Annotated in this window: 16 protein-coding genes; 13 read left to right on the top strand and 3 right to left on the bottom strand. The window is 57.7% G+C overall.

Annotated elements, in window-relative coordinates:
* The first annotated feature begins 349 nt into the window (after positions 1 to 349).
* Together putA and ACSVHP_RS21330 are read left to right on the top strand one after the other, a co-directional pair.
* Positions 350 to 4,312: a trifunctional transcriptional regulator/proline dehydrogenase/L-glutamate gamma-semialdehyde dehydrogenase gene (gene putA / locus ACSVHP_RS21335; protein WP_447552906.1), complete on the top strand. Its 3,963-nt coding sequence runs from the start codon at positions 350 to 352 to the stop codon at positions 4,310 to 4,312.
* 99 nt (positions 4,313 to 4,411) lie between these two features.
* A complete protein-coding gene (locus ACSVHP_RS21330; RefSeq protein ID WP_447552905.1) occupies positions 4,412 to 4,804 on the top strand; it encodes a lysozyme inhibitor LprI family protein in 393 nt (130 codons plus the stop codon).
* Between the two features lie 55 nt (positions 4,805 to 4,859).
* Here ACSVHP_RS21330 and rutR read toward each other — a convergent pair whose 3' ends face one another.
* Entirely contained in the window at positions 4,860 to 5,498 is a 639-nt protein-coding gene (rutR, locus tag ACSVHP_RS21325; RefSeq protein ID WP_447552904.1) for an HTH-type transcriptional regulator RutR, read from the bottom strand.
* 196 nt (positions 5,499 to 5,694) lie between these two features.
* Here rutR and ACSVHP_RS21320 point away from each other — a divergent pair, with 196 nt between their 5' ends.
* The 10 genes from ACSVHP_RS21320 to rutG all read left to right on the top strand — a co-directional run bounded on the left by ACSVHP_RS21320 (position 5,695) and on the right by rutG (position 14,363).
* The gene (locus tag ACSVHP_RS21320; RefSeq protein ID WP_447552903.1) at positions 5,695 to 6,573 is read left to right on the top strand and encodes a LysR family transcriptional regulator; all 879 of its coding nucleotides are present in this window, start codon (positions 5,695 to 5,697) and stop codon (positions 6,571 to 6,573) included.
* Positions 6,574 to 6,679: 106 nt separating this feature from the next.
* Positions 6,680 to 7,825 carry an alkene reductase gene (locus ACSVHP_RS21315; protein ID WP_447552902.1) on the top strand — a complete coding sequence of 382 codons (1,146 nt, stop codon included), beginning with the start codon at positions 6,680 to 6,682 and terminating at the stop codon, positions 7,823 to 7,825.
* Positions 7,822 to 8,574 (top strand): SDR family NAD(P)-dependent oxidoreductase, encoded by a 753-nt coding sequence (locus tag ACSVHP_RS21310; protein ID WP_447552901.1) that lies wholly within the window; start codon positions 7,822 to 7,824, stop codon positions 8,572 to 8,574. Before ACSVHP_RS21315 ends, ACSVHP_RS21310 begins: the two co-directional genes overlap by 4 nt.
* 350 nt (positions 8,575 to 8,924) lie before the next feature.
* Positions 8,925 to 10,016, top strand: coding sequence for a pyrimidine utilization protein A (gene rutA, locus ACSVHP_RS21305; protein WP_447552900.1), 1,092 nt, complete (start codon positions 8,925 to 8,927; stop codon positions 10,014 to 10,016).
* Complete coding sequence (gene rutB, locus ACSVHP_RS21300) at positions 10,016 to 10,705, top strand: pyrimidine utilization protein B (RefSeq protein ID WP_417313623.1); 690 nt, start codon at positions 10,016 to 10,018, stop codon at positions 10,703 to 10,705. Before rutA ends, rutB begins: the two co-directional genes overlap by 1 nt.
* Positions 10,706 to 10,715: 10 nt before the next feature.
* A complete protein-coding gene (gene rutC, locus ACSVHP_RS21295; protein ID WP_447552899.1) occupies positions 10,716 to 11,102 on the top strand; it encodes a pyrimidine utilization protein C in 387 nt (128 codons plus the stop codon).
* 7 nt (positions 11,103 to 11,109) lie between these two features.
* Positions 11,110 to 11,910, top strand: coding sequence for a pyrimidine utilization protein D (gene rutD, locus ACSVHP_RS21290; RefSeq protein WP_447552898.1), 801 nt, complete (start codon positions 11,110 to 11,112; stop codon positions 11,908 to 11,910).
* A 9-nt stretch (positions 11,911 to 11,919) separates the two neighbouring features.
* Entirely contained in the window at positions 11,920 to 12,510 is a 591-nt protein-coding gene (locus ACSVHP_RS21285; RefSeq protein ID WP_447552897.1) for a malonic semialdehyde reductase, read from the top strand.
* Between the two features lie 9 nt (positions 12,511 to 12,519).
* The gene (rutF, locus tag ACSVHP_RS21280) at positions 12,520 to 13,014 is read left to right on the top strand and encodes an NADH-dependent FMN reductase RutF (RefSeq protein ID WP_234673911.1); all 495 of its coding nucleotides are present in this window, start codon (positions 12,520 to 12,522) and stop codon (positions 13,012 to 13,014) included.
* Positions 13,015 to 13,034: 20 nt separating this feature from the next.
* On the top strand, positions 13,035 to 14,363 hold the full coding sequence (gene rutG, locus ACSVHP_RS21275; protein WP_447552896.1) for a pyrimidine utilization transport protein G: 1,329 nt from the start codon (positions 13,035 to 13,037) through the stop codon (positions 14,361 to 14,363).
* Here rutG and ACSVHP_RS21270 read toward each other — a convergent pair.
* Both ACSVHP_RS21270 and ACSVHP_RS21265 read right to left on the bottom strand, forming a co-directional pair.
* A complete protein-coding gene (locus ACSVHP_RS21270) occupies positions 14,351 to 15,274 on the bottom strand; it encodes a DMT family transporter (protein WP_447552895.1) in 924 nt (307 codons plus the stop codon). The two genes, rutG and ACSVHP_RS21270, sit on opposite strands and share 13 nt — an antisense overlap.
* A gap of 115 nt (positions 15,275 to 15,389) precedes the next feature.
* Complete coding sequence (locus tag ACSVHP_RS21265) at positions 15,390 to 15,566, bottom strand: con-10 family general stress protein (RefSeq protein WP_234673914.1); 177 nt, start codon at positions 15,564 to 15,566, stop codon at positions 15,390 to 15,392.
* A gap of 772 nt (positions 15,567 to 16,338) precedes the next feature.
* Here ACSVHP_RS21265 and ACSVHP_RS21260 point away from each other — a divergent pair.
* A partial coding sequence (locus ACSVHP_RS21260; protein ID WP_447552894.1) for a hypothetical protein occupies positions 16,339 to 16,876 on the top strand: 538 nt, incomplete at its 3' end.

The raw sequence follows: 16,876 nt of genomic DNA, 5'->3' as shown, positions 1-16,876 counted from the left end.
ATATGTGTATTTCTGTTGGCCGCGCGTATCCTGCCGCAAGCAGTCTCCGCACACAAACGATTTAACACTGCATTTACATCAAATTCATCCCTGGTTTTATACGTCTTTCGTATAGGTTGCACTCGCTCACGCTTTTCACGGTTGCACCTTTAAAAAGTGTTAAGCGCCGCATAAAAACAGGCTTTGCACGCATAAGCCAGTAATTTTTTCCAGCTAACCAGGCATTAACAATCCATTCATTTTCCAGCTTGCAAACCATGTCACATTTAACACGGTTGCACAAAGTTGCAACATGGTGGATATTTCACGCATCAATATAAAACGACGAAACATCAACAGGAGTTTTGGCATGGGCATGACCACCATGGGGGTTAAGCTGGATGACGCTACGCGTGAACGTATTAAAAGCGCAGCGACCCGCATCGACCGCACACCGCACTGGTTAATTAAGCAGGCCATTTTTAATTATCTGGAAAGACTGGAAAGCGACGAGGGTCTGCCGGAGCTGCCTGCCCTGCTGGCGGGTGCGGCTAACGAAAGCGAAGAAGCCGCCGCTGCCGCTGAAGATAACCACCAGCCGTTCCTCGAATTTGCCGAGCAGATCCTGCCGCAGTCCGTCAGCCGTGCCGCTATTACCGGCGCCTGGCGCCGTGCGGAAACCGATGCGGTGCCGATGCTGCTGGAGCAGGCTCGCCTGCCGGAAGCCATCGCCGCCCAGGCCCACACGCTGGCGTACAGCCTTGCCGACAAGCTGCGTAATCAGAAAAACGCCTCCGGTCGCGCCGGGATGGTGCAGGGGCTGTTGCAGGAGTTCTCGCTTTCCTCTCAGGAAGGCGTGGCGCTGATGTGCCTGGCGGAAGCGCTGCTGCGTATTCCGGATAAAGCGACCCGCGACGCGCTGATCCGCGACAAGATCAGCAACGGTAACTGGCAGTCGCACATTGGCCGCAGCCCGTCGCTGTTCGTCAACGCCGCTACCTGGGGCCTGCTGTTTACCGGCCGCCTGGTGTCGACCCATAACGAAGCCAACCTCTCCCGCTCCCTGAACCGCATTATCGGCAAGAGCGGCGAGCCGCTGATCCGCAAAGGCGTGGATATGGCGATGCGCCTGATGGGCGAGCAGTTCGTGACCGGGGAAACCATTGCCGAAGCGCTGGCGAACGCCCGCAAGCTGGAAGATAAAGGTTTCCGCTATTCCTACGACATGCTGGGCGAAGCGGCGCTGACCGCCGCCGACGCGCAGGCCTATATGGTCTCCTACCAGCAGGCTATCCACGCCATCGGCAAAGCCTCGAACGGTCGCGGTATTTATGAAGGGCCGGGCATCTCGATTAAACTGTCCGCCCTGCACCCGCGCTACAGCCGCGCCCAGTACGATCGCGTCATGGAAGAGCTGTACCCGCGCCTGAAGTCACTGACCCTGCTGGCGCGCCAGTACGATATCGGCATTAACATCGACGCCGAAGAGGCCGACCGTCTGGAGATCTCCCTCGATCTGCTGGAAAAACTGTGCTTCGAGCCGGAGCTGGCGGGCTGGAACGGGATTGGCTTTGTTATACAGGCCTACCAGAAACGCTGCCCGTTCGTGATTGATTACCTGATTGACCTCGCGAGCCGCAGCCGTCGCCGCCTGATGATCCGCCTGGTGAAAGGCGCCTACTGGGACAGCGAAATCAAACGCGCCCAGATGGAAGGTCTGGAAGGCTATCCGGTTTACACCCGCAAGGTTTACACCGACGTTTCTTACCTCGCCTGCGCGAAAAAACTGCTCGGCGTGCCGAACCTGATCTACCCGCAGTTTGCGACCCACAACGCCCATACGCTGGCGGCAATCTACAGCCTGGCCGGGCAGAACTACTATCCGGGCCAGTACGAGTTCCAGTGCCTGCACGGCATGGGCGAGCCGCTGTACGAGCAGGTCACCGGGAAAGTGGCCGACGGTAAGCTGAACCGTCCGTGCCGTATTTACGCCCCTGTCGGCACCCACGAAACCCTGCTCGCCTATCTGGTGCGTCGTCTGCTGGAGAACGGGGCGAACACCTCCTTCGTGAACCGCATCGCCGACACCACCCTGCCGCTCGACGAGCTGGTGGCCGATCCGGTGCAGGCCGTCGAGAAGATGGCGGCGCAGGAGGGCCAGATTGGCCTGCCGCATCCGAAGATTGCCCTGCCCCGCGAGCTGTACGGCAAAGGCCGCGTGAACTCTGCGGGTCTGGATCTGGCGAACGAACACCGTCTGGCGTCCCTCTCCTCCGCCCTGCTCAACAGCGCCCTGCAAAAATGGCAGGCCAAACCGATCCTCGAAATGCCCGTTGCTGACGGCGAAATGCAGGCGGTGGTGAACCCGGCAGAGCCGAAAGATATCGTCGGCTACGTGCGTGAAGCCACGGAAGAGGAAGTGTCGCAGGCGATCGACAGCGCGGTGAATAACGCGCCAATCTGGTTTGCCACCCCGCCGCAGGAGCGTGCCGCCATTCTGGAGCGCGCGGCGGTGCTGATGGAAGATCAGATGCAGCAGCTTATCGGCATTCTGGTGCGTGAAGCGGGTAAAACCTTCAGCAACGCCATCGCCGAGGTGCGTGAAGCGGTCGATTTCCTTCATTACTACGCCGGGCAGGTGCGCGATGATTTCGATAACGAAACCCATCGCCCGCTCGGCCCGGTGGTCTGTATCAGCCCGTGGAACTTCCCGCTGGCGATCTTCACCGGACAAATCGCCGCTGCGCTGGCGGCGGGCAACAGCGTGCTGGCAAAACCGGCCGAACAAACCCCGCTGATTGCCGCTCAGGGTATTCACATTCTGCTGGAAGCGGGCGTGCCTGCGGGCGTGGTACAGCTTCTGCCGGGTCGCGGTGAAACGGTGGGCGCCAAGCTGACCTCCGATACCCGCGTGCGCGGCGTGATGTTCACCGGCTCCACCGAAGTGGCAACGCTGCTGCAACGCAACATCGCCACGCGTCTGGACGCGCAGGGTCGCCCGACGCCGCTGGTCGCGGAAACCGGCGGGATGAACGCCATGATCGTCGACTCCTCCGCCCTGACCGAGCAGGTGGTGGTGGACGTGCTGGCCTCTGCGTTCGACAGCGCCGGACAGCGCTGCTCCGCCCTGCGCGTGCTGTGCTTGCAGGACGACGTTGCTGACCACACGCTGAAAATGCTGCGCGGTGCGATGGCGGAATGCCGCATGGGTAACCCGGGACGTCTGACGACCGACATCGGCCCGGTTATCGATCAGGAAGCCAAAACCAATATTGAAAACCACATCCAGACGATGCGCGCCAAAGGCCGCCCTGTCTTCCAGGCGGTGCGTGAAAACAGCGAAGATGCCCGCGAATGGCAGACCGGCACGTTCGTGCCGCCAACGCTGATTGAGCTGGCAAGCTTCGACGAGCTGAAAAAAGAGGTCTTCGGCCCGGTGCTGCACGTGGTGCGTTACAACCGTAATAACCTGGATCAGCTGATCGAGCAGATTAACGCTTCCGGCTACGGTCTGACCCTCGGCGTGCATACCCGGATCGACGAAACCATCGCGCAGGTGACGGGCAGCGCCAAAGTCGGCAACCTGTACGTCAACCGCAACATGGTCGGCGCGGTCGTGGGCGTGCAGCCGTTCGGCGGTGAAGGCCTCTCCGGCACCGGACCGAAAGCCGGTGGCCCGCTCTATCTGTACCGCCTGCTGGCAAACCGCCCTGAGAACGCGCTGGGCGTGACGCTGGCGCGCCAGGACAGCGAGTATCCGGTAGACGCACAGCTGAAAACCGTGCTGACGCAGCCGCTTGAAGCGCTGATTAGCTGGGCCGATAAGCGCCCAGAGCTACAGAAGGTGGCGAAGCAGTACGGCGAGCTGGCGCAGGCGGGCACGCAGCGTCTGCTGCCGGGGCCAACCGGCGAGCGCAACACCTGGACGCTGATGCCGCGCGAGCGCGTGCTGTGCGTGGCGGATAATGAGCAGGACGCGCTGGTGCAGCTTGCCGCCGCTGCCGCAACGGGCTGCGAGGTGCTGTGGCCGGAAGACGGTCTGCATCGCGACCTGGCGAAGCAGCTGCCGAAAGCGGTCGCTTCGCGTATCCACTTCGCTAAGGCGGACGATCTGTTCACCCAGCCGTTCGACGCGGTGATTTATCACGGCGATTCCGACCAGCTGCGCGAACTGTGCGAGCAGGTCGCCTCCCGCAGCGGCGCGATTGTCTCGGTGCAGGGCTTCGCCCGCGGTGAGACCAACCTGCTGCTGGAGCGTCTGTACGTGGAGCGCTCGCTCAGCGTAAACACCGCGGCGGCGGGCGGTAACGCCAGCCTGATGACTATCGGTTAATCGTGTAAACTTTCCCCGGTGACGCTACGCTTACCGGGGCTACAAAATCAGAAGCCGGATAAGCACAGCGCGTCCGGCTTTTTTTATAGGGAGGGAAAAATGAAACGTTATCTTTTGGCGGGTGCCGCTCTGCTGCTGAGCGCCCACGCGCTTGCGGACGAGTGCGCCAGCGCCAGCACCCAGCTTGACCTTAATACCTGCGCCGCAAAGCAATACGAGGCGGCGGATAAAAAGCTCAATCAGACCTACCAGGCCGCCTTCAAACGTGCCCCCGAGCCGCAGCGTGAACTGCTGAAAAAAGCCCAGCAGGCGTGGATCGCTCTGCGTGATGCGGATTGCAAATTCATTGGCTCGGGAACAGAGGGCGGCAGCGTGCAGCCCATGATCGTCAGCCAGTGTCTTACGGAGAAAACCGCGGAGCGCGAAGCGTTTCTGGCCTCGCTGATGCAGTGTGAAGAGGGCGATTTAAGCTGCCCTCTCCCGCCGGGCTGACGAGGCACGGAACTCTTCCCTCGCCCCTTTGGGGAGAGGGTTAGGGTGAGGGGAATTAACGCACGCGGATCCCTTCAATAATGAGCCGCTGGACGTTTTCCAGCGTGCTCTGGAAGAACGCCTCGTCCTGAAGCGTTTTTCCGGTCACCGCTTCGACCTGGGCCGAAAAGTCAGCGTAATGCTGCGTGGAGGCCCAAATCATAAAGATCAGATGATGCGGCTCTACCGGCGCCAGCTTGCCGCTGGCCACCCACCCGGCGATGATCGCCGATTTGTCGTCAATCAGCTGTTTCAAATCCCCGGTGAGTTCGGCCTTCAACAGCGGCGCGCCCTGTAGCATCTCCAGACAGAACAGCCGCGACGCCTGCGGGTAGTCGCGCGACACCTCAAGCTTTAAGCGGATGTACTCTTTGATCGCCACCAGCGGCGCGAACTCTTCCCGAAACGCCTTCAGCGGCGCCAGCCAGATATCGAGGATCTGTTGCAGTACGGCGACGTAGAGCGCCTCTTTCGACGGGAAGTAGTACAGCAGGTTAGTTTTGGACACCCCGGCCAGCTCCGCGACCTGCTCCAGACGCGTGCCGTGAATGCCAAACTGCGAAAAGGTGTCCAGCGCTGCGCTCAAAATCGCCTGTTTCTTGGCACTGACCGCCCGCGAGCGTTTACCGGGAGTTTTTACTGCTGTCTGGGACATTTTCGCTTTCCTTAGTGGTTTGGGAACAGGATAGCAAAAGCCGTGATTTGTCTCGACATTCTGTGACGGGTGGAGGCCAAGAGCATTGACCGGCCCCCTGTCCCTTTTCACCACTCAATAAGGTTAGCGCTATGCTAAGCCTGTCGATAATGCGTATATTAGCCACCTATTCATTTCTGACGAGCAGAACAGCACTATGGAACGACTCCAGATAATGGAAAGCCTGGTCGCGATAATGGAAACGGGCTCATTTTCTGCGGCGGCCAAACGTATGAACATCGGTCAGCCTGCAATATCAAAAGGCATTGCGAGCCTGGAAAAACAGCTTGGTACCCGCCTGTTTATCCGCAGTACCCGAGGAATAACCCCCTCAGATGCGGGAATGAAATTTTACGAGCAGTCCCGGGAAATACTCGCTCAGGTCGAAACGTTAATGTCCAGTACGCAAGACGAGCAGGGAAAGCTGACGGGAAATATCAGGGTTAGCGCCCCGGTTACGCTGACCAGAAACTATGTACTGCCCCGACTGGCGGATTTTCTTCGTCTTAATCCTATGCTGAATGTTGAATTACTTCTCAACGATCGCAACACCGATCTTATCAGGGATGGCGTAGATGTTTCATTGCGCGTAGGTCATTTACCCGACTCCGCCTTTACCGCCACCCGGCTCCACGTGGGCCAGCGCTATATCATGGCGACACCCGATTATCTTGCACTCCACGGCGTACCTCAGCAGCCGAAAGATTTATTATCGCACCAGGCGGTTATTTATAATGTCGACAATAGCGGTATTAATTGGGTTTTACAGAAAGGTAAGCAAAGCCAGCAGATAATACTGGATGGAAAAATTAAAACGAACTCCTCAGAAGCCGTCCGTGACTGCGTATTAGACAACCTCGGATTTACCATTAATTCTGAATGGATGTTCCGGGACGAGCTTATTTCAGGAAAAGTGGTCAAAATCCTGCCTGACTGGGAATTAGAGCCACTCACCCTTTGGGCATTGTACCCAACCGGAACCTTAGTCAGCGGCAAGGTCAAATCTTTCATCCATTTTGTTAAATCCTGTTTTTAGGTACCCATTCCTCTCCGGAATAAGTGTTATTGCTTTTTGTCTATATAAATCATGACCTTGCATGACTACCATTCTCTCAACACGTTACCGATGAGAGATAATATTCATGAACAGACAACTTTTTAATCCCATCAAACTGGGTGCGATAAACCTTGAACACCGTATTGTTATGGCCCCCACGACGCGGATGCGCACCGAAACGGGCAACATTCCCGGACAGTTGATGGTTGAGCACTACTCGCAGCGCGCCAGTCAGGGAGGGCTACTGATTGCAGAAGCCACGGCGGTCTCTCCTTATGCGAATGCCTATGCCGACGCCCCGGGGATGTTCACCGACGAGCAGGAAAAGGGCTGGAAGAGGGTTGTTGATGCGGTCCATGCTAAAGGTGCCTTTATATTTCTCCAGCTATGGCATCCTGGCCGCCAGTCGCTGCCTGAGCTTTCCCGGGGACATCAGCCCGTTGCCCCCTCTGCTCTGACGGCGAAAAACACCTACGGCGTGGGTAAAGATAACGAGGGGCACTATCAGGGAAAATTATTTCCTCAGCCTCGGGCGTTAAGCATTGCCGACATTGATTTCATTCGCGGTGAGTTTTATCAGGCAGCGATTCGTGCCAGAAGAGCCGGGTTTGACGGTGTTGAACTTCACAGTGCGAACGGTTATTTGCCTGAACAATTTTTGCTGGATGGAAGCAATCAACGCACGGATAGCTACGGCGGTAGCCTTGAAAACCGCGCCCGCTTTTTACTGGAGGTCGTTTCCGATCTGACGTCGGTCTGGGGCGATGGCAGAGTGGGCGTACGTATTTCACCCAGCGGGGTTTATGGTGATATGCACGACAGTTCGCCTCTGGCGACCTTTGGTTATCTGGCGCAGCAGCTAAATCATTCTAACCTTGCCTATTTGCATATTATTGAGCCAAGGATTGTCGGGCCTGAAGATCGCCTGTCCGGGGTTGAAGAAGAACCGATCGCCAGCGGACAGCTTCGCCCCCTGTTCAAAGGTAAAATTATCGCCGCAGGCGGTTTCAAACCGGAAAACGCCGAAGCCATGATAGAGAGTGGAGATGCCGATCTCATTGCGTTTGGACGACTTTTCACCTCGAACCCCGATCTCCCGGATCGTATTAAAAATGGTTATCCCTTAACTCACTATAACCGCGAGGCGTTTTTTGGCGGCGGTGCGGAGGGTTATAACGATTTTGCCCGATGGAATAGCGCCGAAACGCAGAAAAATCAGGAGGATCGATGAAAGAGCTAACCGGAAAAGTGGCGGCAATAACCGGTGGTACCAGCGGCATCGGTTTAGCAACGGCCTTGAAATTCGTTCATGAAGGCGCTTTCGTTTTTTTAATGGGCAGGCGTCAGGCCGCATTAGACGATGCGGTGGCGTTGCTGGGGACTGAAAATGCCAAAGGGATCGTGGGTGACGTAGCAAACATAAAGGATCTTGCGCATTTCTTTGAGGTTATTTCTCTTGAAAAAGGGAAGCTGGATATCCTGTTTGCCAACGCCGGAACCATTACGTTATCTCCGGTGAAAGCGGTCGACGAAATCCAGTTTGAAGAAATGTTCAATACCAATGTTAAAGGCGTCTATTTCGCCATACAGAAAGCATTGCCGCTATTTACAGAATCAGGCTCCATTATTATGACCAGCTCTGTGGCGGGCACGAAAGGGCTTGCTGGGCATAGCGTTTACTCGGCGACGAAGGCCGCGGTGCGCTCGCTGGCTCGCACGCTTACCCGTGAGCTCGCGCCTGACGGGATAAGGGTTAACGTCGTTAGCCCGGGCGCAATTGATACTCCTATCATTGATGGTCAATTCACCCGTCCGGGTGAGGCTGAACAGGCTAAAGTCGCGTTTGCAGCAGGAACGCCCATTGGCCGTATTGGTGAAGCACAGGAGGTTGCTGAAGCCGTGTTTTGGTTAGCGTCTGATAAAAGCAGCTATGTTTCAGGCGCCAATATCGTGATAGACGGCGGTTATTCCCAGGTGTGAAGCATCATTAGGGTATTTCACTTGCCCATCATTGCTATGGTGGGCAAGCGTTTAACGTACATCATCCCCTTCAGCAGAGAGTACCTTTCTGCTCCTTACTGAAATCAGCCAGGCCCCTTTCCCTGCACCGCCATCGCGCAACCCTGCCTGTTTTGCGTGCAATCTTTTTGACCATTCAGTCCACTTTATCAAGCTGCATTTCACCAACCAATCGTTAACACATTAATAACAAAGCCATTTTCAAAACTGGCACTCCCTTTGCAAAACCTTTCTTACGAGGCTGAACAGGAAATGCAGGATGCAGCGCCGCGTCTGACTTTCAACCTATATGTGATGAAGAGAGGCTCGTGATGAAAATTGGCGTATTCGTCCCTATCGGCAATAACGGCTGGCTTATTTCGACCACGGCACCGCAGTACATGCCGACCTTTGAGCTGAACAAAGCCATCGTGCAGAAAGCGGAGCACTACCATTTCGACTTTGCGCTCTCGATGATCAAGCTGCGCGGCTTTGGCGGCAAAACCGAATTCTGGGACCACAACCTTGAATCCTTCACCCTGATGGCGGGGCTGGCGGCCGTCACGTCACGCATCCAGATCTACGCCACCGCCGCCACGCTCACCCTGCCCCCGGCTATCGTTGCGCGCATGGCCTCGACCATCGATTCCATCTCCGGCGGGCGTTTTGGGGTCAACCTGGTCACCGGCTGGCAAAAGCCGGAGTACGACCAGATGGGTATCTGGCCGGGGGATGAGTATTTCTCGCGCCGCTACGACTACCTCACCGAATACGTGCAGGTGCTGCGCGACCTGTGGGGGACGGGCAAGAGCGATTTTAAAGGCGACTTCTTTACCATGAACGACTGTCGCGTCAGCCCGCAGCCGTCGGTGCCGATGAAGGTGATCTGCGCCGGGCAGAGCGATGCGGGAATGGAATTCTCGGCGAAATACGCCGACTTCAACTTCTGCTTCGGAAAAGGCGTTAACACCCCCGCCGCCTTTGCCCCCACCGCCGCGCGCATGAAAGAGGCCGCCGACAAAACCGGGCGCGACGTGGGCTCATACGTGCTCTTTATGATCATCGCTGACGAAACCGACGAGGCCGCGCGCGCCAAATGGGACCTTTATAAAGCCGGAGCCGATGAAGAGGCGCTGAGCTGGCTTACCGAACAGAGCCAGAAAGATACCCGCTCCGGGTCAGATACCAACGTGCGCCAGATGGCGGACCCGACCTCCGCCGTCAACATCAACATGGGTACGCTGGTCGGCTCATACGCCAATGTCGCCAGAATGCTGGATGACGTCGCCGCCGTGCCGGGCGCGGAAGGCGTACTGCTGACCTTTGACGATTTCCTGACAGGCGTGGAAACCTTCGGCGAACGTATTCAGCCGCTGATGCAGTGCCGCGCCCACATCCCAGCCGTAACGAAGGAGGTCGCGTAATGACCACGCTCAACGCACGCCCGGAAGCCATTACCTTTGCGCCAGAGCATAGCGCGCTAATCGTGGTGGATATGCAAAACGCCTACGCCAGCCAGGGCGGCTATCTGGATCTGGCGGGATTTGATGTCTCGGCCACCCGGCCCGTCATTGAAAATATCAACACCGCCGTGGCCGCCGCGCGCGCCGCTGGCATGGTGATTATCTGGTTCCAGAACGGCTGGGATGAGCAGTACGTGGAGGCGGGTGGCCCCGGCTCGCCCAACTTCCATAAATCTAACGCCCTGAAAACCATGCGTCAGCGACCAGAGCTACAGGGCAAGCTGCTGGCAAAAGGCGGCTGGGATTACCAGCTGGTTGACGAACTGGTGCCGCAGGCGGGCGATATCGTGCTGCCCAAACCGCGCTACAGCGGCTTTTTCAACACCCCGCTCGACAGCCTGCTGCGCAGCCGGGGCATCCGCCATCTGGTCTTTACCGGGATCGCCACCAACGTCTGCGTTGAATCAACCCTGCGCGACGGCTTTTTCCTGGAATACTTTGGCGTGGTGCTGGCGGACGCCACCCATCAGGCGGGGCCGGAATTTGCCCAGAAAGCCGCCCTGTTCAATATCGAAACCTTTTTTGGCTGGGTCAGCAGCGTTGATGAGTTCTGTGACGCCCTGAATCCCCCGTTAGCCCGCAGCGCCTGAGGAGAAAACCATGCCCAAATCCGTGATTATTCCACCCGGCACCAGCACGCCAATTGCTCCGTTCGTGCCCGGCACGCTTGCCGATGGCGTGGTGTATGTCTCCGGTACTCTGCCCTTCGATGAGCATAACAACGTGGTCTACCCCGACAACCCAAAGGCGCAAACCCGTCATGTTCTGGAAACTATCAGACGCGTTATCGAAACGGCGGGTGGCACGATGGAGGATGTGACCTTCAACAGCATCTTTATCACCGACTGGAAAAACTACGCCGCGATTAACGAAATCTACGCCGAGTTCTTCCCGGGGGATAAACCGGCGCGGTTCTGCATCCAGTGCGGGCTGGTAAAGCCCGAGGCGCTGGTTGAAATCGCTACCGTCGCGCACATTGCAAAGTGAGGTTGCCGTGAAACTCTCTGTCTCACCGCCGCCGTTTGCGGGCGCGCCCGCCGTGGTGCTTATCGCCGGGCTGGGCGGAAACGGCGGCTACTGGCTGCCTCAGCTTGCCGTGCTTGAACAGGAATACCAGGTGGTGTGCTACGACCAGCGGGGAACGGGCAATAACCCGGATACGCTGCCGGACGACTACAGCCTGGCGCAGATGGCAAACGAGCTGTCGCAGGCGCTGACGGGCGCGGGCATTGCGCGGTATGCCGTCGTCGGCCACGCGCTGGGCGCGCTTGTCGGGCTCCAGCTGGCGCTGGATAACCCTGATGCCGTCACCGCGCTGGTGTGCGTTAACGGCTGGCTGACGCTGCATCCCCATACTCGCCGCTGTTTCCAGGTTCGCGAACGCCTGCTTCACGCGGGCGGCGCACAGGCCTGGGTAGAGGCCCAGCCGCTGTTTCTCTATCCGGCGGACTGGATGGCGGCGCGCGCCCCACGTCTGGAGGCCGAAGAGGCGCTGGCCCTGGCGCATTTTCAGGGGAAAGCTAATCTGCTGCGCCGGTTAGCGGCGCTGAAACAGGCCGACTTTCGCCGCCACGCCGCCCGTATCCGCTGCCCGGTGCAGATCGTCTGCTCAGCTGACGATCTGCTGGTGCCCGCCGTCTGTTCATCTGAGCTACAGACGGCCCTCCCCGGCAGCCATAAGGTGGTCATGCGCCAGGGCGGGCACGCCTGTAACGTCACGGATCCCGATACCTTTAACACCCTGCTGCTGAACGGGCTGGCCAGCCTGCTGCACAGCCCCGAAGCCGCGCTATAAGGAGCCACCATGAGCGAAGCCATTACCCCCAGCGCCCTGACGACGCTGTTCACCGGGGCGCGTACCCACAACGGCTGGCGCGATATTCAGGTCAGTGACGAAACGCTGCGTGAAGTCTACGACCTGATGAAGTGGGCGCCCACCTCCGCCAACTGCTCCCCCGCGCGTATCGTGTTTGTACGCAGCGCTGAGGGAAAAGAGAAGCTCCGTCCCGCGCTCTCCGGCGGCAATCTCGACAAAACGCTCGCCGCCCCGGTGACGGCGATCGTTGCCTGGGACAGCGAATTTTACGAGCGTCTGCCGGAACTGTTTCCCCACGGGGATGCGCGGAGCTGGTTTACCTCAAGCCCGGCGCTCGCGGAGGAAACGGCCTTTCGCAACAGCTCCATGCAGGCGGCCTATCTCATTTTCGCCTGCCGCGCGCTGGGGCTGGATACCGGGCCGATGTCCGGCTTCGATCGGCAAAAAGTCGATGACGCCTTTTTTACCGGCACGCCGCTGAAAAGTAATGTGCTGATCAACATCGGCTATGGCGACGTCAGCAAACTCTACGGACGCCTGCCGCGTCTGTCCTTTGAAGATGCCTGCGGGCTGGCATAAGGAGCGAAAATGAACGCACCCGATCAACAAACCTTTCGCGATGCGATGGCCTGCGTGGGCGCAGCGGTCAACATTATTACCACCGACGGGCCGGCCGGGCGGGCAGGCTTTACCGCCAGCGCCGTGTGCAGCGTGACCGACTCCCCGCCGACCCTGCTGGTGTGCCTCAACCGCGGCGCCTCCGTCTGGCCGACGTTTAGCGAGAACCGCACCCTGTGCGTTAACACGCTGAGCGCCGGACAAGAGCCGCTCTCAAACCTGTTCGGCGGCAAAACGCCGATGGCCGACCGCTTTGCCGCCGCCGCCTGGCAAACGGGCGAAACCGGCTGCCCGCGCCTGGAAGAGGCGCTGGCCTCGTTTGACTGCCGCATCAGCCAGGTGGTGAGCGTGGGCACCCACGACATCCTGTTCTGCGACATCGTTTCTATCGTTCGCCACCCCGCGCCGCAGGGTCTGGTGTGGTTTGACCGCGGCTATCACGCGCTTATGCGACCCGCCTGTTAACCTCCTTAAGGAGATCGCTCATGGCTTTGTTCGGATTTCCCCACTGGCAGTTGAAATCGACCTCTACAGCAGGCGGCGTGGTCGCGCCGGATGAAAGGCTCCCGGTAGCGCAAACCCTGGTGATGGGCGTGCAGCACGCGGTCGCGATGTTTGGCGCGACGGTGCTGATGCCCATGCTGATGGGGCTTGATCCCAACCTGTCCATTTTGATGTCGGGTATCGGTACGCTGCTGTTCTTTTTCGTCACCGGCGGACGCGTCCCCAGCTATCTTGGCTCCAGCGCGGCGTTTGTTGGCGTGGTGATCGCCGCAACCGGGTTTAACGGTCAGGGGATCAACCCGAACCTGAGCGTGGCGCTTGGCGGGATCATCGCCTGCGGGCTGGTCTATACCCTGGTAGGCGTGGTGGTGATGAAAGTCGGGACCCGCTGGATAGAGCGGCTGATGCCGCCCGTCGTGACGGGCGCGGTGGTGATGGCGATCGGCCTGAACCTTGCGCCCATTGCGGTGCGCAGCGTATCCGGCTCGCCGTTTGAAAGCTGGATGGCGGTGGTGACCGTGCTCTGCATCGGCCTGGTGGCGGTCTTCACGCGAGGGATGATCCAGCGCCTGCTGATTCTGGTCGGGCTTATCCTGGCCTGTCTGATCTATGCGCTGCTGGCGAACGTGATGGGGCTCGGGAAACCGGTTGATTTCTCACTCGTGCAAAGCGCCGCCTGGCTCGGGCTTCCGCAGATCACATCGCCCACCTTTAACGGCCAGGCAATGATGCTGATCGCCCCCGTTGCCGTAATTCTGGTCGCGGAAAACCTCGGCCACCTGAAAGCGGTCGCGGGGATGACCGGGCGCAATATGGACCCGTATATGGGGCGGGCGTTCGTGGGTGACGGGCTGGCAACGATGCTCTCTGGCTCCGTCGGCGGGAGCGGCGTAACGACCTACGCTGAAAACATCGGCGTGATGGCGGTGACCAAAGTCTACTCCACGCTGGTCTTTGTGGCAGCGGCGCTGATGGCGGTTCTGCTCGGCTTCTCGCCGAAATTTGGCGCGCTGATCCACACCATCCCGGCCCCGGTTATCGGGGGTGCCTCGATCGTGGTGTTTGGCCTGATTGCCGTGGCGGGCGCGCGGATCTGGGTGCAGCACCATGTCGATCTCAGCCAGAACGGCAACCTGATTATGGTGGCGGTAACGCTGGTACTGGGAGCGGGAGATTTCGCCCTGACGCTGGGCGGGTTCACGGTTGGCGGGATCGGCACAGCGACCTTTGGCGCGATTTTACTCAACGCCCTGCTGAGCCGCCGGGTAACGATGCAGCCGCAGGGCGATGCGATACGTCAGGATCCTTGATCGGTTACAGCGCTGTCATTTTCCGGCAGCGCTTTTTTCTTTCTTCTGAGCTTAAGCTCGCTCACCAGCACCCCGGCGACAATAAACGCCGCGCCGACCAGTGCCAGCAGCGGAAGACGTTCCCCGGCCAGTCGCCCGAAAATACCGGCCCATACCGGCTCACCCGTGTAGATAACCGTGGCGCGGGTTGGCGACACGCTGCGCTGCGCCCAGTTCATGGTGACCTGAATAATGGCGCTAAAAATACCCAGCCCCAGCGCGACGACAATCAGCCCGGTTGACATGGGGGGCACGGACTCGCCCGCAGGCACCATTGCCGCGAAGGCCACCAGCGAGGCGGTGGCCAGCTGAACGACCGTTACGCGCTTAACGTCCACAGTGCCCGCCCAGGCGCTAATCAGGATAATTTCCGCCGCGATGGCGATCGCGCCTACCAGGGTAATGATTTCACCCGGCCCGAGCGCCAGCAGGTTGTTTTCTGGCCCGGCAAGCAAAATCAGGCCGATAAAGGCCAGCACAATGCCGATACAGGACATCAGCCCCGGCATTCTGCCCAGGCACAGCCATTGTAAAAGCGGCACCAGCGGGACATACATCGCGGTAATAAATGCAGACTTACTGCTGGAGATCGACTGTAGCCCCCAGGTTTGCAGGCTGTAGCCCATCGCAATTGCGACGCCAATCGCGACCCCGGCCTTCAGCTCTTTAAGCGTGAGTCCGCGCAGGGTTTTGAGGGAGATCAGCGCCACGGCAATGGCCGCCGTCGCAAAGCGCAGCCCGACAAAGAAGAACGGATCGCTGAGCGTCACCGCATACTGGACGGCAAGGAAGGTTCCGCCCCAGAACATGGTGATTAAAATCAGGATTGCTTCCTGAGGTTTAACGGAGAATTTGAAACGAGAGGAGGACATCGGGCACCAGCAGCAAAGGTCAATCCCCTAGTGTGCGATGCCTTTGATGACAGTTCAACGTTACGGACATAAAAAAACCGCCGGGAATCCCGGCGGCAGGGCTCAACCCGGCGTACTACTTACTGTTGCTGCTGCCGTGGCTGTTTTTGCCCCCTTTCTTGCCAGCTTCAGATGCACGCTGTGGGTCATTTTTGAAATTCCCCCCGCTGTGCTGGCCACCTTTACGGCCTGCTTCTGATGCTCTGTCACGATCTTCTGCGAAATTACCTGAACCACCACGATGGTTTGCCATCTCTAACCTCCAGAATATGAAACATTAGTCATCATACTGCATTCAGTAAAAGAGGATTCTTTCACCTGGCGACGAAAGGTTAGTACCTTTATCTGCGTCGCGTGAAACTAAGCTTAGTAAAATGCCGCTATCCGGCAAGCTAAAGGTAATATTCTGCAACATGATCTCAGCCTTTCGGATGAGAAAACGCGGCGGTGATTCATAAGCCTTTCTTATCTTTTTATAAATTACAGGCCGGAAAGTTGTTTCATTTTGCTACATCCGATGCCCGACTGTAGCACGTGAATAATCCACACTTGATTTTGCTGCATTCGACTCACTCATCAATGTTCACTTTATGACTATACCCAACCGCTTTTCCCACTGTTCCTTTTGAATATGACATTCCGGTTGACCTGCTCGTAAAAAAACGCGGTTGAGTTTGTCAACGCTGAGGCTGTAACCGGCCTTCCCCTTTTTTATCACCGTAAATTAATGTCAACATTTAATAGTTTTAACCTATGTTTTCGAATGAAAATGATCGATACAACCGATCATTAATCGCACGTTTAGTCAAACACTTTACTAATATGTGATGCCCGTCACGATCAAAGTTTCGATTCCTTCGCTGAGTAAAATAAATCCTCATTGAATGCAAAGTCACGTGCACTCTCTTAAGCCCTGAACAATGTCTTGGAATGAAAAGACTCAATGCATAGAGCCAGCCTCATTAACAAGACATTTAATTTAGACATCACGTCTTATAAAGTTAACGATTAATCTGGATGGTAATATGAAACTCAACAAAACGCTGCTGGCTGTCATCATCGCCTCAACCACATCCGCTGCATACGCGGATTTGAACAAAGCTATCGATCTGGTAGATGGCCTGACGCACAAATCCATTTCATTCGATGAAGGCCATAGTGAATGGCAGAACATGGATTCAGAAACGCAGCGTGAGGCTCATCAATACGACCACGCTCAGGGTACGCATTTCACTTCTGATTACCGTGAAGGGGAACATACGGAATACGCTCGTGGTGAGGCAACAGCCACTTATCACGAAGCGGCGCAGAGCGATGTCAAACCTGTCTATTCAGGCGAGTCGCATCGCCCCGCAATGACAACAACCCAGGATGATCTGGCATCAGCACATAGCGCGCGTACGGTCAATCAGCATGTTGATTACAATGCTCAGGTAGTTGCAGCGCATGATATTGAAGCGGCCAAGGTAAAAGGCAAGCTCCTGACCGACGCCAACATCGCCCGTACCGCTAACCAGCGCGTGGACTACAATGCTCAGGTAGTTGCAGCGCATGATATTGAAG

Source organism: Enterobacter sp. 186315, from assembly GCF_053290175.1.
Note: the sequence above shows the minus strand (reverse complement) of the source record. Positions and strands in the feature narration are given on the sequence as shown.

Coding starts and splice junctions, on each gene's coding strand:
- ACSVHP_RS21265 (WP_234673914.1), bottom strand. CDS start 15,566: ATGGCAAACCATCGTGGTGGTTCAGGTAATTTCGCAGAAGATCGTGAC.
- rutC (WP_447552899.1), top strand. CDS start 10,716: ATGCCCAAATCCGTGATTATTCCACCCGGCACCAGCACGCCAATTGCT.
- ACSVHP_RS21285 (WP_447552897.1), top strand. CDS start 11,920: ATGAGCGAAGCCATTACCCCCAGCGCCCTGACGACGCTGTTCACCGGG.
- rutR (WP_447552904.1), bottom strand. CDS start 5,498: ATGTCCCAGACAGCAGTAAAAACTCCCGGTAAACGCTCGCGGGCGGTC.
- rutB (WP_417313623.1), top strand. CDS start 10,016: ATGACCACGCTCAACGCACGCCCGGAAGCCATTACCTTTGCGCCAGAG.
- ACSVHP_RS21330 (WP_447552905.1), top strand. CDS start 4,412: ATGAAACGTTATCTTTTGGCGGGTGCCGCTCTGCTGCTGAGCGCCCAC.
- rutG (WP_447552896.1), top strand. CDS start 13,035: ATGGCTTTGTTCGGATTTCCCCACTGGCAGTTGAAATCGACCTCTACA.
- rutA (WP_447552900.1), top strand. CDS start 8,925: ATGAAAATTGGCGTATTCGTCCCTATCGGCAATAACGGCTGGCTTATT.
- putA (WP_447552906.1), top strand. CDS start 350: ATGGGCATGACCACCATGGGGGTTAAGCTGGATGACGCTACGCGTGAA.
- ACSVHP_RS21310 (WP_447552901.1), top strand. CDS start 7,822: ATGAAAGAGCTAACCGGAAAAGTGGCGGCAATAACCGGTGGTACCAGC.
- ACSVHP_RS21320 (WP_447552903.1), top strand. CDS start 5,695: ATGGAACGACTCCAGATAATGGAAAGCCTGGTCGCGATAATGGAAACG.
- ACSVHP_RS21315 (WP_447552902.1), top strand. CDS start 6,680: ATGAACAGACAACTTTTTAATCCCATCAAACTGGGTGCGATAAACCTT.
- ACSVHP_RS21270 (WP_447552895.1), bottom strand. CDS start 15,274: ATGTCCTCCTCTCGTTTCAAATTCTCCGTTAAACCTCAGGAAGCAATC.
- rutF (WP_234673911.1), top strand. CDS start 12,520: ATGAACGCACCCGATCAACAAACCTTTCGCGATGCGATGGCCTGCGTG.